The 22075-nt window shown below is 73.6% G+C and carries 21 protein-coding genes and 1 pseudogene; 5 read left to right on the top strand and 17 right to left on the bottom strand.

Annotated elements, in window-relative coordinates; all coding sequences use genetic code 11:
• Positions 1-22 precede the first annotated feature (22 nt).
• The 5 genes from I8N68_RS07040 to I8N68_RS07020 form a co-directional block, all read right to left on the bottom strand.
• Positions 23-1711, bottom strand: a complete 1689-nt coding sequence (locus I8N68_RS07040) for a ribonuclease J (RefSeq protein WP_200209039.1) — start codon at positions 1709-1711, stop codon at positions 23-25.
• Positions 1712-1763: 52 nt separating this feature from the next.
• Positions 1764-2690: a 4-hydroxy-tetrahydrodipicolinate synthase gene (dapA, locus tag I8N68_RS07035; RefSeq protein ID WP_200209038.1), complete on the bottom strand. Its 927-nt coding sequence runs from the start codon at positions 2688-2690 to the stop codon at positions 1764-1766.
• A 53-nt stretch (positions 2691-2743) separates the two neighbouring features.
• Positions 2744-3481: an FAD-dependent thymidylate synthase gene (gene thyX / locus I8N68_RS07030; RefSeq protein ID WP_200209296.1), complete on the bottom strand. Its 738-nt coding sequence runs from the start codon at positions 3479-3481 to the stop codon at positions 2744-2746.
• A gap of 201 nt (positions 3482-3682) precedes the next feature.
• Positions 3683-4345, bottom strand: a complete 663-nt coding sequence (locus I8N68_RS07025) for a DUF2752 domain-containing protein (protein ID WP_307812665.1) — start codon at positions 4343-4345, stop codon at positions 3683-3685.
• A 4-nt stretch (positions 4346-4349) separates the two neighbouring features.
• A complete protein-coding gene (locus I8N68_RS07020; RefSeq protein ID WP_200209037.1) occupies positions 4350-5579 on the bottom strand; it encodes a winged helix-turn-helix domain-containing protein in 1230 nt (409 codons plus the stop codon).
• 78 nt (positions 5580-5657) lie between these two features.
• On the opposite strand from I8N68_RS07020, the gene I8N68_RS07015 reads away from it, so the two are divergent.
• The gene (locus I8N68_RS07015) at positions 5658-6209 is read left to right on the top strand and encodes a GNAT family N-acetyltransferase (protein WP_200209036.1); all 552 of its coding nucleotides are present in this window, start codon (positions 5658-5660) and stop codon (positions 6207-6209) included.
• Here I8N68_RS07015 and I8N68_RS07010 read toward each other — a convergent pair.
• A complete protein-coding gene (locus I8N68_RS07010) occupies positions 6108-7445 on the bottom strand; it encodes a glycosyltransferase family 87 protein (RefSeq protein WP_200209294.1) in 1338 nt (445 codons plus the stop codon). The genes I8N68_RS07015 and I8N68_RS07010 overlap by 102 nt on opposite strands.
• Positions 7446-7480: 35 nt before the next feature.
• On the opposite strand from I8N68_RS07010, the gene I8N68_RS07005 reads away from it, so the two are divergent.
• The 3 genes from I8N68_RS07005 (at position 7481) to I8N68_RS06995 (ending at position 9521) form a co-directional block, all read left to right on the top strand.
• Positions 7481-8062 carry a GNAT family N-acetyltransferase gene (locus I8N68_RS07005; protein ID WP_200209035.1) on the top strand — a complete coding sequence of 194 codons (582 nt, stop codon included), beginning with the start codon at positions 7481-7483 and terminating at the stop codon, positions 8060-8062.
• Between the two features lie 48 nt (positions 8063-8110).
• Complete coding sequence (locus I8N68_RS07000; protein ID WP_200209034.1) at positions 8111-9070, top strand: sigma-70 family RNA polymerase sigma factor; 960 nt, start codon at positions 8111-8113, stop codon at positions 9068-9070.
• A gap of 70 nt (positions 9071-9140) precedes the next feature.
• Entirely contained in the window at positions 9141-9521 is a 381-nt protein-coding gene (locus I8N68_RS06995; RefSeq protein WP_200209033.1) for a VOC family protein, read from the top strand.
• Positions 9522-9592: 71 nt separating this feature from the next.
• Here I8N68_RS06995 and I8N68_RS06990 read toward each other — a convergent pair whose 3' ends face one another.
• From I8N68_RS06990 to truB, 9 genes and pseudogenes are all read right to left on the bottom strand, one after another.
• Positions 9593-10069, bottom strand: coding sequence for a GNAT family N-acetyltransferase (locus tag I8N68_RS06990; protein WP_200209032.1), 477 nt, complete (start codon positions 10067-10069; stop codon positions 9593-9595).
• A gap of 63 nt (positions 10070-10132) precedes the next feature.
• Complete coding sequence (locus tag I8N68_RS06985; protein WP_200209031.1) at positions 10133-10633, bottom strand: hypothetical protein; 501 nt, start codon at positions 10631-10633, stop codon at positions 10133-10135.
• A gap of 115 nt (positions 10634-10748) precedes the next feature.
• Positions 10749-11057 (bottom strand): annotated as a pseudogene (locus tag I8N68_RS34180) (helix-turn-helix domain-containing protein); the annotation flags it as partial.
• A gap of 91 nt (positions 11058-11148) precedes the next feature.
• The gene (gene dapB / locus I8N68_RS06975) at positions 11149-11922 is read right to left on the bottom strand and encodes a 4-hydroxy-tetrahydrodipicolinate reductase (RefSeq protein ID WP_200209030.1); all 774 of its coding nucleotides are present in this window, start codon (positions 11920-11922) and stop codon (positions 11149-11151) included.
• Between the two features lie 47 nt (positions 11923-11969).
• Positions 11970-13343, bottom strand: coding sequence for a M16 family metallopeptidase (locus I8N68_RS06970; protein ID WP_372433682.1), 1374 nt, complete (start codon positions 13341-13343; stop codon positions 11970-11972).
• Between the two features lie 178 nt (positions 13344-13521).
• Positions 13522-15906, bottom strand: a complete 2385-nt coding sequence (locus I8N68_RS06965; protein ID WP_200209028.1) for a polyribonucleotide nucleotidyltransferase — start codon at positions 15904-15906, stop codon at positions 13522-13524.
• 222 nt (positions 15907-16128) lie between these two features.
• Positions 16129-16398 (bottom strand): 30S ribosomal protein S15, encoded by a 270-nt coding sequence (gene rpsO, locus I8N68_RS06960; protein WP_109804764.1) that lies wholly within the window; start codon positions 16396-16398, stop codon positions 16129-16131.
• A gap of 204 nt (positions 16399-16602) precedes the next feature.
• A complete protein-coding gene (locus I8N68_RS06955; RefSeq protein ID WP_200209027.1) occupies positions 16603-17532 on the bottom strand; it encodes a bifunctional riboflavin kinase/FAD synthetase in 930 nt (309 codons plus the stop codon).
• 59 nt (positions 17533-17591) lie between these two features.
• Entirely contained in the window at positions 17592-18476 is an 885-nt protein-coding gene (gene truB, locus I8N68_RS06950) for a tRNA pseudouridine(55) synthase TruB (RefSeq protein ID WP_200209026.1), read from the bottom strand.
• Between the two features lie 293 nt (positions 18477-18769).
• Between truB and I8N68_RS06945 the strand changes: the two genes are divergently transcribed.
• Positions 18770-19603, top strand: a complete 834-nt coding sequence (locus tag I8N68_RS06945) for a hypothetical protein (RefSeq protein WP_200209025.1) — start codon at positions 18770-18772, stop codon at positions 19601-19603.
• 122 nt (positions 19604-19725) lie between these two features.
• Here I8N68_RS06945 and I8N68_RS06940 read toward each other — a convergent pair whose 3' ends face one another.
• A complete protein-coding gene (locus I8N68_RS06940; RefSeq protein WP_200209024.1) occupies positions 19726-21060 on the bottom strand; it encodes an MATE family efflux transporter in 1335 nt (444 codons plus the stop codon).
• A 186-nt stretch (positions 21061-21246) separates the two neighbouring features.
• Complete coding sequence (locus tag I8N68_RS06935; protein ID WP_234038931.1) at positions 21247-21759, bottom strand: P-loop NTPase family protein; 513 nt, start codon at positions 21757-21759, stop codon at positions 21247-21249.
• Between the last annotated feature and the right edge of the window lie 316 nt (positions 21760-22075).

The following is a 22075-nucleotide window of genomic DNA, read 5'->3' as shown; positions in this document are numbered from 1 at the left end:
ACCGGCGTGCGGAGCCGGTGGGTCAGACCTCGACCACGGTCGGGACGATCATCGGCCGGCGGCGGTACTTGTCGTTGACCCAGCGCCCGACGGTGCGCCGGACGATCTGCTGGAGCTGGTGCGGGTCGGTGATGCCGTCCGCCGCGGCCCGGTTGAGCGCCTCGGTGACCAGCGGGACGACCGGGTTGAACGCCTCCGGGTCCTCGGAGAAGCCCTTCGCCGAGAGGGTGGGGCCGCCGACCACCTTGCCGGTGACCGAATCGACCACCACGGTGGTGGCGATGAAGCCGCCGTCGCCGAGGATCCGCCGCTCGGTCAGGAGCGACTCACTGACGTCACCGACGGCGAGGCCGTCGACGTAGACGTACCGGCTCTTCACGTGCCCGACCAGGCTGGCGCGGCCCTCGACCAGGTCGACCACGTCGCCGTCCTCGCAGAGCACCACCCGGTCCGGGGCGACCCCGGACTCGATGCCGAGGCGGGCGTGGGCGCGCAGGTGCCGCCACTCGCCGTGCACCGGCATCAGGTTGCTCGGCCGGACCATGTTGAGCAGGTAGAGCAGCTCGCCGGCGGGGGCGTGGCCGGAGACGTGCACCTTGGCGACGTCCTTGTGCACGACCACCGCGCCGGCCCGGGCCAGCCGGTTGATCACCCGGTAGACGGAGGTCTCGTTGCCGGGCACCAGTGACGAGGCCAGCACCACGGTGTCGCCCGGGGCGATGGTGATGTGCCGGTGGTCGCCGCTGGCCATCCGGCCCAGCGCGCTCATCGGCTCGCCCTGCGATCCGGTCGACATCAGCACGATCTGCTCGGGCGGCAGCGTGGTCGCCTCCTCGATGCCGATGACCAGGCCGGCCGGGATGTTGAGCAGGCCGAGGTCCCGGGCGATGCCCATGTTGCGGACCATCGACCGGCCGATCAGCGCCACCTTGCGGCCGTGCTCGGCGGCCGAGTCGAAGACCTGTTGCACCCGGTGCACGTGCGAGGCGAACGAGGCGACGATGATCCGCCCCTTCGCCTTCGCGAAGATCGAGTCGAGCACCGGCCCGATCTCCCGCTCCGGGGTGACGAAGCCGGGGATCTCCGCGTTGGTGGAGTCCGACAGCAGCAGGTCCACGCCCTCGGCGCCGAGCCGGGCGAAGCCGGCCAGGTCGGTGATCCGGCCGTCGAGCGGCAGCTGGTCCATCTTGAAGTCGCCGGTGTGCAGCACCAGCCCGGCCGGCGTGCGGATGGCCACCGCGAGCGCGTCCGGAATCGAGTGGTTGACGGCGAAGAATTCCAGCTGGAACGGGCCGAGCCGCTCCCGGCCGCCCTCCCGCACGGTCAGCGTGTACGGCTGGATCCGCCGCTCGGCCAGTTTCGCCTCGACCAGGGCGAGGGTGAACTGGGAGCCGACCAGCGGAATGTCCGGCTTGTGGGCGAGCAGGTACGGCACCGCGCCGATGTGGTCCTCGTGACCGTGGGTCAGCACGATCGCCTGGACGTCGTTGAGCCGGTCCAGGATCGGGCCGAAGTCGGGCAGGATCAGATCCACGCCGGGCTGCTCGACGTCGGGGAAGAGCACCCCGCAGTCGACGATCAGCAGCTTGCCGTCGTACTCGAAGACGGTCATGTTCCGGCCGATGGCGCCGAGTCCGCCGAGCGGGATGATCCGCAGGCCGCCCTCCGGCAGCGGCGGGGGCGGTTCGCCCTCGAAGTGCGCCTCGGTCACGCGTCCACCTCATTCTGCGACGCCATCAATCGGCGTCCATCGTGTCGTTCGATCATTCGGGCAGTTCCAGGCCAGCCGCGGCGCAGTCCGCCCGCAGCTGGGCCAGTTCGTCGGCGGTGGCGTCCACCAGCGGCGGCCGTACCGGGCCGGCGGGCAGGCCCTTGGCCGCCAGACCCGCCTTCACCAGGATCGTGCCCTGGGTACGGAAGATGCCGGTGAACAGGGGCAGCAGTCGCCGGTGCAGGCTCAGCGCGGTGGCGACGTCCCCCGCGTCGTACGCCTCGATCAGCTGCTTGGCCAGCGCCCCGGTGAAGTGCGTCGAGGTGCCGACCAGGCCGACGCCGCCGACAGCGAGCGCGGGCAGGGTCAGCGCGTCCTCCCCGCTGTAGTAGGCCAGGTCGCTGCGGGCGAGCACCCAGGAGGTCGCGGTGAGGTCGCCCTTGGCGTCCTTGACCGCGACGATCCGGCCGTGCTCGGCCAGCTTGACCAGCGTCTCGGTGGCGATCGGCACGCCCGACCGGCCCGGGATGTCGTAGAGCATGATCGGCAGCCCGGTGGCGTCCGCGACCGCGGTGAAGTGCCGCAGCAACCCGCTCTGCGGCGGCTTGTTGTAGTACGGGGTGACCACCAGCAGACCGTGCGCGCCGGCCTTCTCCGCCGACATGGCGAGCTCGATGGTGTGCCGGGTGTCGTTGGTGCCGACCCCGGCCACGATCCTGGCCCGGTCGCCGACCGCCGCCGCGACGGCCCGGATCAGGGCCTCCTTCTCCGCGTCGGTGGTGGTCGGCGACTCGCCGGTGGTGCCGTTGAGCACCAGCGCGTCGTTGCCCTGCTCGTCGACGAGGTGCTGCGCCAGGCGTACGGCGCCGTCGAGGTCGAGTGACTCGTCCGGGGTGAACGGGGTCACCATGGCCGTGAGCAGCCGCCCGAACGGGCGCGACGCGCCCCGGTCGGGGGCGGCAGGGTGGTCGTGCGTCATGTTCACAACCTAGCGGACGACCACCGGGGCCCCGGCGGGGAAGGGTCGAGGAGTCACTCGGCGTGCGGGGTGGCCGCCACCTCGGTGCCGTCCGGCAGGGCGGTGATCACGAAGTCGGCGAAGACGTTCGGCGCGACGCCCTTGAGCTGTCGCAGGCACTCCACGGCCAGCTCGCGGATCTCCACGTCGGCGTGCTCGGTGGCGCGCATCTTGATGAAGTGCCGCCAGGCCCGGTAGTTCCCGGTGACCACGATCCGGGTCTCAGTGGCGTTGGGCAGCACCGCGCGGGCCGCCTGCCGGGCCTGCTTGCGCCGCAGCGTCGGGTTCGGCTCGTCGGCGAACCGCTGCTCCAGGCCCTCCAGCAGCTCGGTGTACGCCCGGACGCTCGCCTCGGCGGCCTCGACGAACTTCTTGTGCAGCTCCGGATCGTCGGCGATCACCGCCGGCTCGACCATGGCGGCGTCGCGCTCGGGCACGTACCGCTGGGAGAGCTGGGAGTACGAGAAGTGCCGGTGCCGGATCAGCTCGTGGGTGAACGAGCGGGACACGCCGCTGAAGTAGAAGCTCACCGAGCCGTGCTCCAGCACGCTCAGGTGCCCCACGTCGAGGATGTGCGCCAGGTAGCCGGCGTTGGTGGCGGTGGCCGGGTTCGGCTTCTTCCAGCTCTGGTAGCAGGCCCGGCCGGCGAACTCGGCGAGCGCCTGGCCGCCCTCCGCGTCGGTCGACCACGGCACGTCGTCCGGGGCCTGGAACTGGGTCCACGCGATCAGCTTGACCTGGGGCTGCACCATCTCCGGCATGCCTGGGACTGTAGTGGCCGCACGCCGGGTGGCGAAACTTGGGCGCGCGGACGTGAAAGCGCCCACCATCGGCGAATCTTGGACACCTTGCGGTCACGGCGAGCGCCAGGTGTCCAAGATCTCGGCGCGCCGGCAGCGGGCAGCGACCCCGAGCGGGCCCGCGACACCGATGCCGCGAGCCGGGCGGGTGGATCAGACGTAGAGGGAGGTGAACGGGGCCCAGGGCAGGTTGCGCACCACCGAGAAGGCGAGCCAGGCGGCCAGGAAGCCACCGATCACCTTGGAGCTGACCCGCAGCTCCGGCAGGCGCCAGCCGAACGCCTGGTTCCCCGCCCACGCGACGAAGAGGTAGGCGAGGAAGGGCAGCGAGAAGACGAAGAGGAAGTGGTGCCGGGCGGCGGCCGGCAGGTCGGCGTGCAGCACGTACCAGAGGGCACGGGTGCCGCCGCAGCCCGGGCAGTCCAGGCCGGTGGTGAGCTTGAGCAGGCAGGTCGGCCGGGCGTCCGGGTCGCTGCGGGTGGGGTCGCTGACCAGCGCGTACGCCATGCCCATGCCGACGCAGCCGAGCGCGGCCAGGGGCACCGCCCAGCGCGGGGCGCGCTCGTGCAGGCGGACCACCAGTCGGGTGAACCGGTCCGGCTCGACGGGCTGGTAGGCCGCCGGCGACCAGCCGCCGGCCGGAACGTCGCCGGTGGGCCCGGGGGCCGTCGGCCCGGCGGCCGGGACGTCGCCGGTGGGCCAGGCGGCCGGGCCGGGCTCCGCGTGCCCGGCGCCGGGGACCGCCGGGGCGGTCGGGGCGACACCGTCGGGGACCTGCTGGCCCGGCTGGATGGCCGGCCGGTCGACGCTCGTCACGCGCTCACCGTACACCGGCGACGCCCGCCAGCGCGGCGGCCAACGGGACCGCGAGGTCCCCCGCCTGCGGCGGGGCCACCGCCTCGAGGCCGAGCCAGCCGGCCAGCCGGTAGAGCTCGGCGGCCAGGGCCACCGCGGTCTCCCCCGGGTCGACGCCGGGCTCGACCCAGGCAGCCGGCACGAGCAGCACCCCCGCCCGCCGGTCGGCCTTCAGATCGACCCGCGCGGTGAACCGCTCCCCCTGCCGGAAGGGCAGCACGTAGTAGCCGTGCACCCGCTGCGGCGCCGGCACGTAGATCTCGATCCGGTAGCTGAAGCCGAAGAGCCGCTCGGTGCGCGCCCGCTCCCAGACCAGCGGGTCGAACGGGCTCACCAGGGTGTTGCCGCGCACCCATCGGGGCAGCCGGGCCTGCGCGTGCAGGTACGCCGGCTGCCGCCAGCCCTGCACCGTGACCGGCGTGAGCTCCCCCGCCTCGACCAGCTCGGCGACCGCTCGCCGGGCGCCGGCCAGCGGCAGCCGGAAGTAGTCGCGCAGCTCCGGCTCGGCGGCCACGCCGAGCGACCGGGCGGCGATGGACACCAGGGCGCGCCACGCGTCGGCGTCGCTCGGCGTCGGGGCGTCCAGCACGGCGGCCGGCAGCACCCGCTCGGGCAGGTCGTAGCGGCGGGCGAAGGAGGTGGTGCGCTCGGCGGCGGTGACCTCGCCGGCCCAGAAAAGGTATTCCAGCGCCCGCTTGACCGCCGACCAGTTCCAGCCCCAGTGGCCGGTCTCCCGCGGGGCGTCATGCTCGATCTCGGCGGCGGTCAGCGGCCCCCGAGCGGCCACCTCGTCGCGCACCCAGGCCACCAGTTCGGGCTGCTCCCGGGCGATCCGGCGCATGCCGCCCCAGGCGTCCTCCTGCGCCTTGGCCATCCGCCAGCGCAGCGCCGGGTGCAGCTCCACCGGCACCAGCGACGCCTCGTGCCCCCAATACTCGAACAGCTCGCGGGGGCGCCGGTAGGCGGCGGCGTCCAGCAGCGCGGTCGGATAGGGCCCGAGCCGGCTGTAGAGCGGCAGGTAGTGCGCGCGCTGGAGCACGTTGACCGAATCCATCTGGATCAGCCCGACCCGGTCGAGCACCCGCCGCAGGTGCCGGCGGGTGGGCGCGCCGGCCGGCGCGGGGTCGGCGAAGCCCTGGGCCGCGAGCGTGACCCGCCGGGCCTGGGCGAGCGAGAGCGATTCCGGGACAGCCATCGTCGGGCACCCTAATCCACCGGTACGACACCGGAGCGGACACTGGACCGATCGCCCGGGACGGCATAGAACGGACGGATGCTCACCATCCGCCGGGAGACGCCGGACGACGCCGAGGCGATCGCCGGGGTGCACGTGCGGAGCTGGCAGGCCGGCTACGCCGGGATCATGCCGGACGAGGTGCTGCGCCGGCTCAACCCGGCCGCCTGGGCGCAGCGCCGCCGGGACCTCGGCACCGCCGACCCGGAGCACCCGTTCACCACCCTGGTCACCGAGTTCGACGGGGCGGTGACCGGCTTCGCCACCTTCGGGCCGTACCGGAACAACCAGGACCGGGCGGACCTCGACCCGGCGTACGGCGAGATCGTCACCATGTACGTGGAGCCGGCGCGCTGGGGCGGCGGGACCGGCCGGGCGCTGCTGGCCGCGGCCCGCGCCGGGCTGGCCGAGCGGGGCTGGACCGAGTACCGGCTCTGGGTGCTGGCCGACAACGTCCGGGCCCGGCTCTTCTGTGAACGGGCCGGGCTGTCAGTCGACGGCGCGGAGTCCACCTACCGGATTCCGCTCTCCGGCGGGCGCGACCCCGTCGCGCTGGTCGAGCTGCGCTACACCGCCCGGCTCGACGGCTGACCCGGCCGGCCCCGGTTCCCCGACCGACCCCGCCGGCCCCGGCCCCCGCGCCGGCCCGGCCGGCGCCGGTGCCCCCCAGCTGCGGATCGGCAGGCCGAGCAGCAGCGCCAGGCTGATCCAGACGTAGGTGTTGCTGCCCAGGAAGCCGTCCACGCCGGTGAAGTCCTTCTCCCAGGCCCAGACGATCCGGCTGATCAGGAAGCCGTACCCGATGATCGCGGCCGCCAGCAGCAGGCGGCGCCGGCGGGCCCGCGCGGGCGCGGCCATGGCGTTGTCCACCAGCAGGATCAGGCCGGGGATCAGCCAGACCAGGTGGTGCACCCAGGTCACCGGGCTGACCAGGCACATCATCGCCCCGGTCAGCGCCAGGCCGGTGGCCTCGTCACCGGCGGCGACCGCGGCCCGGGAGCGCCACGCCCAGACGGCCAGGGTGGCCAGCACCAGCGCCAGCCAGGCCAGCGTGCTGGGCTGTTCCGGATCCAGCCGGGCCACCACCCCGCGCAGCGACTGGTTGGACACGAACGCCAGCTCCCCGACCCGACCGGTGTTCCACAGCGCCTCGGTCCAGAACTCGCGGGAGGCGTCGGGGAAGAGCGCGGCAGCGACGAGCGTCGCTGCGACCGAGGCGCCCATCGCGGTGAACGCGGCCCGCCAGCGGCGGGTGACCAGCAGGTAGACGATGAAGACGCCGGGCGTCAGCTTGATCGCGGTGGCCACGCCGATTCCCACCCCGGCCCACCGGTTGCCGGCCGGCAGCAGGCGCAGCAGGTCCACCGCCACCAGGAACAGCAGCAGCGTGTTGACCTGGCCGAAGTTGACCGTCTCGCGCATCGGCTCGAAGGCGGCGGCCAGGCAGAGCGCGACCGCGAGGGCGAACCAGCGGGTCCACCCGGCACGGCGGGCGATCGGGTCGAGCAGCCACCAGATCAGCACGGCGCTGGTCGTCACGCTCGCGAGCACGCTCACCGTGATCGCCGCCGGCCAGGGCAGGTACGCCATCGGCAGCATGACCAGCGCAGCGAACGGCGGATAGGTGAAGCCGTACTGGGTGCCGGCCTTGAGGAAGTCGTAGATCTCCCCGCCGTCGTGCACCCAGAAGGTGAGCGCGCCGTAGTAGACCTTCAGGTCGAAGAAGCCGTGCCGCACGGCCGCGACCGAGAGGAAGGCGGCCACCGCGGCGGCGAGCACCACCACGCCGGCGACCTGCCCGTACGTCCGCCTGGCACCCTGCGCCACCGTCACCTCTCCTGCCCTGCGTAGGCTCACGTGCCATGGCTCTCGGGTACGTCCGCCCGGCGCGTCCCGAGGACGCCGGCGAGATCGCACGCATCCAGCTCGCGACCTGGCGGGTCGCGTACCGCCGGATCCTGCCCCGGCACGTCCTGGACAACCTGGACGAGGCGTACCTCGCCCGGCGGTGGAGCGCGGCGGTGCAGGAGCCGCCCTCCGGCGCGCACCGCGTGCTGGTCGCCGTCGAACAGGCCGAGCAATCGTATCTGGTGGGGTTCGCCGCGTCCGGTCCGGCCGACGCGGAGGCGCTCGCCCCGGGCGAGCCCGCCGAGGCGCTCGCCGACGGCGTGGTGGCGGTGACCGACCTGTTGGTCGAGCCGCGCTGGGGCCGGCGCGGGCACGGCAGCCGGCTGCTCGCCGCCGCCGTGGACCTGTGGCGGGCCGACGGCTTCACCCACGCGGTGGCCTGGGCGTTCGACGGGGACGAGGCGACCCGGAAGTTCCTCACCAGCACCGGCTGGGAGCCGGACGGCGCGGCCCGGGCGCTGGACGTGGACGACATGCTCGTCCCGCAGCTCCGCCTGCACGTCGCGGTCCCGACCGAGCCGGAGCCGCAGGACTGATCGCGCGTCGCCCGTGCGGGTGTCGGAGGGTCGGCCTACCGTGGCTCCATGACCACGGCGACGGCGCGGGCGACCACGGAACTGGAGGAGTTCCGGGTCGAGCTGACCGGCTACGCGTACCGGATGCTCGGCTCGGTCTTCGACGCCGAGGACGCGGTGCAGGAGACCCTGCTGCGGGCCTGGCGCGGCCGGGACCGCTTCGACGGCCGGTCCAGCCTGCGCACCTGGCTCTACCGGATCACCACCAACGTCTGCCTGGACCAGCTCCGGGGGCGGGACCGGCGGGCCCTGCCGATGGATCTCGGGGCCCCGACCGCCCCGACGGCCACCGCCCTCGGCACCCAGGGCGGAAGCTGGCTGGAGCCGGTCCCGGACGCGGCGGTGCTGCCGACCGGTGGCGACCCGGCCGAGCAGGCCGTGGCGCGCGAGTCGGTCCGGCTGGCCTTCGTCGCGGCGCTGCAGCACCTGCCGCCCCGACAGCGGGCGGTGCTGATCCTGCGGGACGTGCTGCGTTGGCACGCCGACGAGGTCGCTGCCCTGCTCGACACCACCCTGCCCGCCGTCAACAGTGCGCTGCAACGGGCCCGGGCCACGATGGCGGAGCGGGACACCACCGCGCCGGCCCCGGCGCTGGACCGGGAGCACCGGGAGCTGCTCGACCGCTACGTGCGGGTCTTCGAGCGCTACGACATCGACGCCCTGGTGGGCCTGCTGCGCGACGACGCGGTCCACGCCATGCCGCCGTACCCGATGTGGCTGCGCGGCGCCGCCGACATCGGCCGGTGGCTGCGCGGGCCGGGGGCCGGCTGCCGAGGTTCGCGGTTGGTCGAGACCACCGCGAACGGCGGCCCGGCGCTGGCCCAGTACCGGCCGGATCCGGCCGGCGGACACCGGCCGTTCTCGATCCAGCTGGTCACGTGCTCCGGCGGCCGGATCACGGGGCTGCTCCACTTCCTCGAGCCGCGGCTCTTCCCGGTGTTCGGGCTGCCGAGCCGCCTCGATCCCTGATTTCCACCCCCGCGATGAGTCCGGGGCAGCCCGGTCGTCAACCCCCCCGTAAGCAACGAGAAGGAGTGCGATGTTCAGGGACACGAAGGCGTTCAGCGGGTTCTCGGTGGACGACACCGACCGCGCCGAACGGTTCTACGCCGACACGCTCGGCCTGCGGGTGTCGCGGGACGACGAGATGGGCGGGTTGCTGACGCTGCACCTCGCCGGGGACCGGCCGGTGCTGGTCTATCCGAAGGCCGACCACGTGCCGGCCAGCTACACGGTGCTCAACTTCCCGGTGGCGGACGTCGACCGGGCGGTCGACGAGCTCACCGCGCGGGGAGTGCGCATGGCGCGCTACGAGGGGATGCGCCAGGACGAGAAGGGGATCATGCGCGGCCACGGCCCGACGATCGCCTGGTTCACCGACCCGGCCGGCAACGTCCTGTCGGTGCTCGAACAGCGGTGAGCCGTCGGCGGTCGTTCACCTGACGGTCGAATCCCGTCCGGCCGGCGCCGGCGCCCCCGCACTCCGGCGGGTCAGGAGGCGGGCGACAGCTCGGCGACGACCTCGTCGTCCTCCATCGCGCCGGTGGGGACGAAGCCCAGGGACGTGTAGAGGCGGGCCGCGGCCGTGTTGTCCGGGTGGTACGACAGCCGGACCGGGTGGCCGCCGTCCTGCGCCCCGAGCCAGTCGGCCAGGGTGCGGACGGCGGCCCGCCCCACGCCCCGGTCCTGCTCCGCGGCGTCGATCAGCATCCCGCCGATCCAGCGGGAGCGGTCGTCGTCGACCCCCCACATCACGTGCCCGACCACCGCCTCGTCGGCGACCACGGCCAGCGAGGTCCAGACCGCCGAGTGCATGGTCAGCACCAGGTACCGGGCGGCCAGGGCGGGCACCCAGTCGCGCTGGTCGTCGCGGGGCGCGACGTCGGCGACCGCCCGCCAGTTCGCGTCGTCCACCGGCCGCAGGGTGACCCGGCGACCGGCCCGGTCGCGTAGCCCAGAATCGATCACCGGCGCGGCCTAGGCGCTCGCCCGTTCCCGGGCGAGCGCTTTCGGCCCGCGCCGCCGGCGCCCTCAGCCGGCGTGGGCGTCGAGGTACGGCCGGGGGTCGCCCGCACCCAGGTCGGTGACGCCGGCGGTGTGCAGGGCGCCGATGGCGAGCGTCCGGCGGACCGCGGCGTAGGTGATCACATGGCCGATGACGCCGCCCAGGGTGTGCGTGGTGGGCGGCGTGCAGGTGGTGTCGACGATGGTGTCGCCGAGGGTGCCGTCGGCCAGGGTCCGCGCGACAAAGGCCCGGTAGTCCCGGCCGGCCACCGCGTGCCGGGCGGCCAGTCCCGCGATCGACCGGTCGCTCTCGTCCGGCCAGCCGTCGCCACGCAGCGCCGACAGCCAGTGCTCCTCCTGGGTCACCATCGCGTTGATCAGCGAACGGAGGGTGGGCCGGTCGTCGATGGTCTCCACCGAGACGGTGCCCGTCCGGTCGAGGGTCTCCTCGTCCAGCCGGGCGGCCCGGCCGATGACCGCGGTCAGGGTCTCGACGTGGTGGTCGACCAGATGCTGCAGCACGTTCATCGGGGTCTCCTCGTGCGCGGCCGGCAGCCGTAGGCCGCCGGGGGGGGTGGAAGTGGACACCACTGGGACAGGGCAGCTCCAGCTCCCAGAAGGTGAGCGGCCGCCGTCGTCGAACCGCCGTCGGCGCCCGGCCATAGGCGCGCAGGAAGGCACGGGTGAACGCCTCGTGCGAGCCGTACCCGGCCTCGACCGCGATGTCCAGGACGGTGCGGCCGGTGGTGGTGAGCCGGTGCGCCGCCCGCTCGAGCAGCAGCCGCCGGCGCAGCGCGCCGGGCGGCTCCCCGATCGCCGCGGCGAACAGCCGGTCGAAGTGGAACCGGGACAGATGCGCGCGGGCGGCGAGGTCGGCCGGGCTGATGGTGGGATCGTCGAGGCCGCTCTGCACCCAGTCGAGGATGCTGGTCAACCCGTCCGTGGTGGTCATGGCTTCAGCGTGCACCGGGGACCCCGTCCGGTGCTTGACCGCCGTTGCGCACTTGCCGGTCCGGGCCACGCCCGGACCGGCCGGCGCGGCCTCAGTCGAGCAGCGCGTCCAGGCCGACGGTGAGACCCGGGCGGTGGCGTACCGCGCGGACGGCCAGCAGGACGCCCGGCATGAAGGACGCCCGGTCGTACGAGTCGTGCCGGATGGTCAGCGTCTCCCCAGTGGTGCCGAAGAGGACCTCCTGGTGGGCGACCAGGCCGGTGGCCCGGACGGCGTGCACGCGTACCCCGTCGATCTCGGCGCCGCGGGCGCCCGGCACCTCGTCCTTGGTCGCATCCGGCACCGGACCGAGGCCGGCCTCGGCGCGGGCCGTCGCGATCAGCCGAGCGGTGTGCGTCGCGGTGCCGCTCGGCGCGTCCAGCTTGCGCGGGTGGTGCTGCTCGATGATCTCGACCGACTCGAAGTGCCGGGCCGCGCGGGCGGCGAACTGCATCATCAGCACCGCGCCGATGCCGAAGTTGGGGGCGATCAGCACGCCGACGCCGGGCTTGCGGGCCAGCCAGCCGCGCACCCGCTCCAGCCGCTGCTCGGTGAAGCCGGTGGTGCCGACCACGGCGCTGATGCCCTGGTCGATGCACCAGTGCAGGTTGTCCATGACGACGTCGGGGGTGGTGAAGTCGACGACCACCTCGGCGCCCGCGTCGGAGGCGTTGAACAGCCAATCTCCCTGGTCGATCATCGCGACCAGGTCCATGTCGGGGGCCGCGTCGACCGCCTTGCAGACCTCCACGCCCATCCGGCCGCGGGCACCCAGCACGCCGACCCGGACCGGCTCGGCCTGGCTCTTCTCCTGCTCGTCAGTCACGGGGCACAACCTATCCCAATCGGGACGGCGTCACCCGCCGGGACCGGTCAGCGGGACACCGCGAACGCGTTCTCCTCGAAGGGGCCGACCACGGCCAGCGACATCGGCCGGCTGAGCAGCTCGGCGGCGAGGGCGTTGACGTCCTCGAGGGTCACCGCGTCGACCCGGCTGAGCAGCTCGTCCACCGGCATCAGGTCGCCGTAGAGCAGCTCCCCCTTGGCCAGCCGGCTCATCCGCGAGCCGGTGTCCTCCAGGCCGAGCACGAAGGAGCCCTTCGACATGCCCTTGCCCCGGGCCAGCTCGTCGGCGGTGACGCCGTCGGCGGCCACCCGGCGCAGCTCAACCCGGGTCAGCTCCAGCACCTCGTCCACCTTGCCCGGCGCGCAGCCGGCGTAGACCGCGAACAGGCCGCTGTCGGCGTACTGGCTGGCGTAGGAGTAGACCGAGTAGGCCAGGCCACGCCGCTCCCGGATCTCCTGGAACAGCCGGCTCGACATCCCGCCGCCGAGGATGTTGTTGAGCACGCCGAGGGCGAAGCGCCGCTCGTCGGTACGGTCGATGCCGGGGCAGCCCAGGATGACGTGCGCCTGCTCGGTCTCCTTCGGCTCGACCACGGTGGCGGCCAGCCTGGTGCGTACCGCCGGGGTGGCCGCCCGGTGCGGGGCCGGCCCGGCCGGGTCGGTGTCCAGCGGGGTGCCGCGCAGCGCCTGGCGGACCAGCTTCACCACGGTGGCGTGATCCAGGTTGCCGGCGGCGGCGATGACGATCTGCGGCGGGGTGTAGCGGCGGCGGTAGAAGCTCTGGATCTGCCGACGGGTCATCGGGGTGACCGTCTCCTCGGTACCGGAGATCAGCCGGCCCAGGGGGTGGTCGCCGTAGACGGCGCGGGCGAACAGGTCGTGCACCTCGTCACCGGGCTCGTCGTCGTGCATGGCGATCTCTTCGAGGATGACGCCCCGCTCGGTCTCCACGTCGGCCGGTTCCAGCACCGAGTCGGCGACCGCGTCGCACATCACGTCGATGGCCAGCGGCAGGTCCTCGTCGAGCACCCGCGCGTAGTAGCAGGTGTATTCCTTCGTGGTGAAGGCGTTGGTCTCGCCGCCCACCGCCTCGATCTCCGCGGAGATCTGCATCGCGGTCCGCTTCTTGGTGCCCTTGAAGAGCAGGTGCTCCAGGAAGTGCGCGGCCCCGGCCTGCGGGCCGGTCTCGTCGCGGGAGCCGACCGCCACCCAGATGCCGAAGGAGACGCTGCGCATCGCCGGGATCGCCTCGGTCAGCACGCGCAGGCCGCTCGGCAGCACGGTACGGCGTACGGTGCCACCCAGCGGGTCGTCACTCAGCGTGCGGGTGACCGCCCGGACCGGCACGCCGGCACGCCCGGGCGAACCGGCGGCGTGCCGAACGGCGCCGGACGGCGCCACCCCCCGTCGACCCGCAGGAAAAGACGAACGCTGGGCCCGACTCACGGAAACCTGCTCTCACTTCGACGAGGGGTGGGGTGTCACGGCGACGGCTCCAGTTCGGCGCGGCGCGAGACGCGCCGGACTGGAGCCGTCGAAGGCCGGGTGGGGACGATGTCCCCACCCGGCCGGTCACTGCTCAGCTGTGGCGGGTCCGTCGACGCGGACGCTCGCCGCCCTCGCCACCCTCGCCGCCACCCTCGCCGCCCGGGCCGCGCTCGCCACGCTCCGGGCCACGGCTGCCACGCTCACGGTCCCGGTCGCCGCGGTCGCGCGGACCCCGGTCGCCGCCCCGCCCGGCCGGCCGGTCGCCCTCGGCGGCCTCACCGGCGGCGGGCGCCTCGGCGCCCTCCGGGCGGACCTTGTCCAGGTAGATCTTGCCGCGGGCGTCGATGTCCGCGATCTCCACCTCGACCCGGTCGCCGACGTTGAGGAAGTCCTCGACCTTCTCGACCCGCTTGCCGTCGCCCACCTTCGAGATGTGCAGCAGGCCGTCGCGGCCCGGCAGCAGCGAGATGAAGGCGCCGAACGCGGCGGTCTTCACCACGGTGCCGAGGAACCGGTCGCCGAGCTTCGGCAGCGTCGGGTTGGCGATCGCGTTGATCCGCTCCACCGCGGCCTGGGCCGACGGGCCGTTGGTCGCGCCGACGTAGATGGTGCCGTCGTCCTCGATGGAGATCTCGGCGCCGGTCTCGTCCTGGATGGCGTTGATGGTCTGGCCCTTCGGGCCGATCACCATGCCGATCTTGTCGACCGGGATCTTGACGGTGGTGACCCGCGGCGCGTAGTCCGACATCTCGGCCGGCGCCTCGATGGCCCGCTGCATCACGTCGAGGATGGTCTGCCGGGCCTCGTGCGCCTGCTGGAGCGCGGCGGCCAGCACGTCCGACGGGATGCCGTCGAGCTTGGTGTCGAGCTGCAACGCGGTGACGAAGTCCCGGGTGCCGGCGACCTTGAAGTCCATGTCACCGAACGCGTCCTCGGCGCCGAGGATGTCGGTCAGCGTCACGTACTGGGTCTTGCCCTCGACCTCGTCGGAGATGAGGCCCATGGCGATGCCGGCGACCGGCGCCTTCAGCGGCACACCGGCGCTGAGCAGGCCCAGCGTCGAGGCGCAGACCGAACCCATCGAGGTGGAACCGTTGGAGCCGAGCGCCTCGGAGACCTGCCGGATGGCGTACGGGAACTCCTCACGCGCCGGCAGCACCGGGATCAGCGCCCGCTCGGCGAGGGCGCCGTGGCCGATCTCGCGCCGCTTCGGCGAGCCCACCCGGCCGGTCTCACCGGTCGAGTACGGCGGGAAGTTGTAGTTGTGCATGTAGCGCTTGGACTTGTCCGGGGACAGGGTGTCCAGCGACTGCTCCATGCGCAGCATGTTCAGCGTGGTGACGCCCAGGATCTGGGTCTCGCCGCGCTCGAACAGCGCCGAGCCGTGCACCCGCGGAAGCACGCCCACCTCGGCGGTCAGCGGGCGGATGTCCCGCGGGCCGCGACCGTCGATGCGGACCTGCTCGCGCAGCACCCGGTTGCGCACCTCGGACTTGGTCAGCGACCGGAAGGCGGCGGAGAGCTCCTTCTCCCGGCCCTCGAAGCGACCGCCGAGCTCCTCGGCGACCCGGGCCTTGACCCGGTCCAGGGCCTCCTCGCGGTCATGCTTGCCGGCGATCTTCAGGGCCTCCGCGACGTCGGCGCGGGCCAGCTCGGCCACCGCCTCGTACGCGTCGTCCTGGTAGTCCAGGAAGACGGGGAACTCGGCGACCGGCTTGGCGGCCACCTCGGCCAGCTCGCTCTGCGCCCGGCACAGCTCACGGATGGCCGGCTTGGCGGCCTCCAGCCCGCTGGCCACGACCTCCTCGGTCGGCGCGGGGGCACCGCCGGCGACCAGTTTCACGGTGTGCTCGGTGGCCTCGGCTTCGACCATCATGATCGCGACGTCGCCGTCGGCCAGGGCACGGCCGGCCACCACCATGTCGAAGGTGGCGCGGGCCAGCTCCTCGTAGGTCGGGAAGGCGACCCACTGACCGTCGACGTGCCCCATCCGGGTGGCCCCGATCGGGCCGGAGAACGGCAGGCCGGAGAGCTTGGTCGACATCGAGGCGGCGTTGATCGCCACGACGTCGTACGGGTGCTGCGGGTCGAGCGCGAGGATGGTCTCGACGACCTGGACCTCGTTGCGCAGGCCCTTGACGAACGACGGGCGCAGCGGCCGGTCGATCAGCCGGCAGGTGAGGATCGCGTCCTCGCTGGGCCGACCCTCGCGGCGGAAGAACGAGCCGGGGATCCGGCCCGCGGCGTACATCCGCTCCTCGACGTCGACGGTCAGCGGGAAGAAGTCGAACTGCTCCTTCGGCTGCTTGCCGGCGGTGGTGGCGGAGAGGACCACCGTCTCGCCCAGCTGGGCGATGACGGAACCGGCGGCCTGACGGGCCAGCCGGCCGGTGGAGAAGGTGATCTCACGGGTGCCGAAGGACCCGTTGTCGATCACGGCGGTGCGGGATTCCGTGCCGAGGTTGGTCTCGGTCATGTGTTGTCTTGCTCCTTCGCGTCGTGGGCCCACGACATGGGGAGCTGCTCAGACGGCCGGTCTTCGATCGAAGCGCCCGGGTGGCCGGCATGATGCCGGGATTCCCGGAGGCCACTACCGGAGACCGGTACGCTGACCGGCTCCCTGTCGGGTGGTCGCGCGGCCCTGTTCTTCTGTGGTACCAGAACGGGGGAGCGGCCGAGTGGCCACTCCCCCGTCACGTCATCGGCGCAGGCCGAGCCGCTCGATGAGCGACCGGTAGCGGTTGATGTCCTTCTTCTGGACGTAGTTGAGCAGCCGACGGCGCCGGCCGACCAGCAGCAGCAGCCCACGGCGGCTGTGGTGGTCGTGCTTGTGCACCTTCAGGTGCTCGGTGAGCTCGGCGATCCGCTTGGTGAGGACCGCGACCTGCACCTCCGGCGAACCGGTGTCGCCCTCGGCGGTCGCGTACTCCGTGCGGATCTTGGCCTTGGCTTCCTGGTCGAGCGCCATGTTCTCCCTGTTTCGATGGGTTGATCACTGATGTCCGTCGTCATGATCTCGAAGGACCGGAGACGGACGAACCTCGCACCCGCGGCGTCGTGCAGGCACGCGAGGCCCCACGTCGGTCAGCCGACGTCTCCGCCAGCCTACCAGTCCTCGCCGGGCCCGCCCGGCGAAGGGCCGCGGCGGGGTGCCGGAATCGCGACGGGACGCTCAGGCGACGGCCCGGCGGGTCCGCTCCACGTCCTCGGCGATCTGCGCCACCAGCGGCTCGATCGAGTCGTACGTCCGCTGCTCGCGCAGGTGTGCGACGAAGTCCAGGGCCAGCCGCTCGCCGTACAGGTCGCCGGTGAAGTCCAGCGCGTACGCCTCCACCCGGCGCTCCCGCCCGGAGAAGGTCGGGTTGGTGCCGATCGACACCGCCGCCGCGAGCGGCTCCCGGTGCCCCCGGCGCACCAGCCGGGCGGCGTACACCCCGTCGGCGGGGATCGCCGCGTACCGGTGGCAGAGCAGGTTGGCGGTGGGATATCCCAGCTCGCGGCCGCGCTGGTCACCCCGGACCACCACCCCCTCCACCCGGTGGGGACGGCCCAGCGCGGCGGCCGCCGCCACCACGTCTCCCGCGTCGACGCAGGAGCGGATGTAGGTGGAGGAGAAGACCGTGCCCGCCTCGGCGACCAGCGGCCCGGCCTCCACCCCGAAGCCGAAGGTCCGGCCCAGCCGCTCCAGCAGGGCCACGTCGCCGGCCGCCCGGTGCCCGAACCGGAAGTTGTCGCCGACCACGACGAGCGCGGCGTGCAGGTGCTCGACCAGGATGTCGTGCACGAACTCCTCGGCCGGCAGCCGGGAGAACTCCGGGGTGAACGGCACCACGCAGAGCACGTCGGCGCCGAGCGCCTCGATCAGCTCCGCCTTGCGGGCCGGCTCGGTCAGCACGGCCGGGTGCGAACCAGGGCGGACGACCTCCGCCGGGTGCGGGTCGAAGGTGACCACCACCGACTTGACGCCTAGCTCGCGGGCGCGCGCCACGGCGTGGCCGATGGTCGCCTGGTGCCCCTTGTGCACGCCGTCGAAGACGCCGATGGTGACGACCGACCGCCCCCAGCCACCGGGCGCCGCCTCGTACCCCCGCCACCTTTGCATGCCGCTCCTCCCCTGCTGTCCCGCCGGCCGGCGCCGGCCGGGTGATCCGCGCCCGGCCGTCAGGCCGGGGCGAGCACGATCTCCGCGCGGGCCCGCCCGTCCCGCTCGCTGACGATAGCGATCAGGCCACCGCCCGGGCCGAAGACGGCGTACGGCCCGGCGATGCCGGCCGGGTCCAGCGGCCCGCCGTGCGAGAGGACCTTCGCCTCCTCCGGCGTGGCGTCCCGGCGCACGAAGTACCGGTCCGCGGCCGCGTCGAGCGGCAGGTTGACCACCTCCGGCGCGCGCTGCTCCAGCTCGTCGAGGGTGGCCGCCTCGGCCAGGGTGAAGCCGCCCACCGCGGTCCGCCGCAGCGCGGTCAGGTGACCGCCGACCCCGAGCGCCAGACCCGCGTCCCGGGCGATGGCCCGGATGTACGTCCCGGACGAGCAGTTCACGTCCACGTCCACATCCACCACGTCAGCCTGCCCCCGGCGGATCGAGAGCACGTCCAGCCGGGAGATGGTGACCCGGCGGGCGGGCAGCTCGACGCTCTCCCCCTCGCGGACCCGCTTGTACGCCCGCTCGCCGTTGATCTTGATGGCGCTGACCGCGCTCGGCACCTGGTCGATCTCCCCGGTCAGCGCGGCGAGGGCGGCGTGGACCGACTCGTCGGTCACCGTGCCGGCCGGCGTCGTCGCGATCACGTCGCCCTCGGCGTCGTCGGTGACCGTCGCCTGGCCGAGCCGGATCGTCGCGGTGTAGCTCTTGCCCGCCCCGATCACATAGGTGAGCAGCCGGGTGGCCCGGCCCACCCCGATCACCAGCACGCCGGTGGCCATCGGATCGAGCGTGCCCCCGTGCCCCACCCGGCGGGTCCGGGCCAGTCGGCGGATCCGCGCCACCACGTCGTGCGACGTCATGCCGCCGGGCTTGTCGACCACGATCAGACCGTCTGTGCTCACGACCCCCAAGCCTGCCAGAGAAGAATCCCGACGCCCGCGGGGGATACCGCACCGGCAGCTCGGGTGTAAAGATCATCCGCCCCCCGCCCCGCCTGACCCCGGGATCCGCCGATGACCAGCGCCGACCCCACCCCCGAACCGTCGTCCCGGCCGGACCCGGCGCGCCCCGGGCCGGAGGCGTTCCCGGACTGGCTGCACCAGCTCGAAAAGGAGATCCGGGTCGGCCGCTCGGTACGACTGCGGATCTGGTTCCGGGGCGCGGGGGCCGGCTGCTCGCCGGTCTCGGCGCACTGGTGGCGGTCGCCCTCGTCGCCACGCTCGGCACCGTCGGCTACGGCTACGCCCGGCGTCCGGGCCCCCAGGCGTACCCGACGATCAGCCAGCCGCCCGGGGTGTACGCCACCAGCAGCGCGTCGCCGCCCCCGGCCGCCGGGCCGTTCGACGGCACCCCGGCCGCCGCGTTCCCCGCGGGCGCGGCCGGGATCACCCTGCCCCCGGCCAAGCGGACCGGTGACTTCACCGCGAAGCAGGTGTCGGCCGGCCTGGCGAAGATCCGCACCGCCCTGATCACCGCCCGGCTGGACCGGACCTTCATGACGGCGAAGGACCCGGAGCGGCTGGTCCGCCAGTTCGCGTCCGACCAGCGGGCCAGCATTCGCCAGGACTTTGCCTCCGACGCGTTCGCCAACTTCGCGACCCGGCTCGCGCCGGGCGCCCGGCTGGCCCCGCAGCAGCCCCGGGTCAAGGGGCGGATCACCTATCGGGCGCACCGGAACGCGCGCGGCGTCCGGGTGCTGGAGGTGACCACCAACTTCGTCTGGGCGTACGCCTTCCGGACCGCCCCGGTCGCCCCCGGGGACGGGGTCGTGATCGTGCACGACACGCTCGTGTGGGAGCTGCCGTACCCGGGCGACGTCCGGTCCCGGGCGAACGGTCTCTGGCTCACCCACATGCAGTCCTATGGCGTGAACATCGACTGCGCCGCGTTCGACAAGGGACTGCTGAACAGCGGCGAGGCGAGCGACCGGGAGCAGGCCATCACCGGCACCGCCACCGTCGACCCCGATTCCCTCTACGACCCCGACCGTGCCCTCGACATCCCGGACACCTGCGGCCTGCACGACTGAACCACCCCTCAGCGATGGGGACCACATGAGCACCCCCTCCTCCTCCGACAACCGCCCCCGGGTCGACCTGCCAGACTGGATGCGCGACGGCGAGGAGTGCTGACCGATCGGCTGGGCGGTCGTCAGCGGACCGCGCCGACCACCGCCCAGCCACCGGAGCGCACCCGCAGCAGCAGCGCCACCAGGCGGAGCACCACGAAGAGCATCAGCCCGGCCCAGATGCCGCCCAGCCCGAGGTCGAGCCCGTAGGCGAGCCAGATCGCCGGCAGGAACCCACCCAGCGCCGCCACGATGGTGAGGTTCCGCAGGTAGCGGACGTCTCCCGCGCCGATCAGCACACCGTCGAGGGCGAAGACCACCCCGCCGATCGGCTGCAACGCCACGAACCACGGCCAGGCCACCATGGCCTGCTCGCGTACCTGCGGATCCGAGCTGAACCACGATGGCACGACGCCGGCGCCGGCGGCGATCAGCAGCGCGAAGGCGACGCCGCAGGCGCCGCCGAGCAGCGCGATCCGGCGGGCGAGGGCGCGGGCGCCGGCCGCGTCACCGGCGCCGAGCGCCGCGCCGATCAGCGCCTGCGCGGCGATGGCCAGCGCGTCCAGCACCAGCGCGGTGAAGAACCAGAGCTGCAGGGCGATCTGGTGGGCGCCCACCGCGGCCGCGCCGAACCGGGCGGCGACGGCGGTGGCGGAGAGGAAGCTCGCCTGGAAGGCGACGCCGCGGATCAGCAGGTCCCGGCTCAGCACCAACTGCTGCCGGATCAGCCCCGGCCGAGGCCGCAGGGAGACCCGCTCACGCACCAGCGCCGCCGCGAAGAGGCCGCCGGAAAGCGTCTGCGCGATCGCGTTGGCCACCGCCGAGCCGGCCAGACCGAGCCCGGCGGGATAGACCAGCAACGGGCAGAGCAGCGCGGAGAGCAGGTTGGGGGCGAGCACGAAGAGCAGCGGCCGGCGGGTGTCCTGGATGCCGCGCAGCCAGCCGTTGCCGGCGGCGGCGAGCAGCAGGCCGGGGGCGCCCAGGGCCGCGATCCGCAGCCACTGCGCCGCCGCGCCGGCCACGTCGCCCCCGCCGCCGGCGAGGGTACGCGCCAACGCCCCGGCGCCGACCTGCATGGCGAGCGCCACCAGCACCCCGACGGCCAGCGCCAGCCACGACGACTGCACGCCCTCGGCCACCGCCGCGGCCCGGTCGCCGGCCCCGAACCGCCGGGCCGACCGCCCCGTCGTGCCGTACGCGACCACGGTGCCGATCCAGGCGGTCAGCGTCATCACCGTGCCGCCGACGGCGAGCGCGGCGAGCGGCACCCGACCCAGGTGCCCGACCACCGCGGTGTCGACCAGGACGTAGAGGGGCTCGGCGGCCAGCACCACGAGCGCCGGCAGGGCGAGCGCGGCGATCCGCCGTGGCGACGCGGCATCGGACGCGGGCGAGGTGGTGGCGACGCTCTGACTCATCGCCGACGATCCTGGCACGCCCCCCGTAAGCCCCGCAACCCCACCCACCACTTACCCTCCCTCCACCTCCTCCGAGTCGGTTGATCACGACGTTGTTGTCACGACACGCCGGGGCCGGACACCACAACTTCATGATCGACGCCGTGGGGCGGGGGCGGGGGCGCCAGCAGGGGTGGGGCGTGGGGATCAGGTCGTCGGGAGGGACGCGAGCCAGCGGCGGAGTTCGGCGCGGGTACGCAGGCGGACCACCGGCAGGTCGGGGGCGACCGACGCCACGGCGGCGAGGACCCGCGGGCGGGAGTGCCGGGGGTAACGCCAGACGTAGCGGAGGAACGGGAGGTCGAGCCGCTCGGGACAGCCGTCGGGCAGGTCGGGCCGGGTCGTCGCGCGGTCGACCCAGCGGCGGCGGAGCACCCGGGCGAGGCAGCGCAGCCGGGGCGGGTCACAGAGCACCAGCAGGTCGGCGCGGGGCAGGCGCAGGTCGAGGGTGGCGCCGTAGCTGCCGTCCATCACCCAGGCCGGGCGGGCGGCGAGCGCGGCGATCTCCGCGCGGAAGCCGGCGTCGTCGGAGGCGACCCAGCCGGGCCGCCAGTAGTGCCGGTCGAGGTGAATCAGGGGGAGGTCGAGCCGTCGCGCGACCTCGCGGGCGAGGGTGCTCTTGCCCGCGCCGGCGCTGCCGACGATGAGGATGCGGCGCACCGGGCGACGATAGCGCCGGGCGGGCCGGCCGGTGGGCCTGGACGGTCGGGGCGGCGGTGACGCAGGCGACGCGACGACGACGTCGGCGTCACCGCCGGACCGGGTACGTCACTGACGGGTGTCCATCGAGGTCTGCAGCGCGCGGCGCATCTGCTCGCGGGCCTCGTCGGTGGTCTCCGGCTGCGGCTTGCGGGTGGGCTTGGTGGCCATCGGGAAATCCCTTCCAGGGCGCGGACCACCACGACACGGTGGCCCTACGGGCGGTCCTGCTGAGCGCCCGACAGCGGTCCGGGATCCCCGGAGCGGCTCGCCTGGC

It is taken from the genome of Micromonospora coerulea, from assembly GCF_016598485.1.
GTDB classification, from domain to species: domain Bacteria; phylum Actinomycetota; class Actinomycetes; order Mycobacteriales; family Micromonosporaceae; genus Micromonospora; species Micromonospora coerulea.
This window is presented reverse-complemented; position numbering and strand designations above follow the sequence as displayed.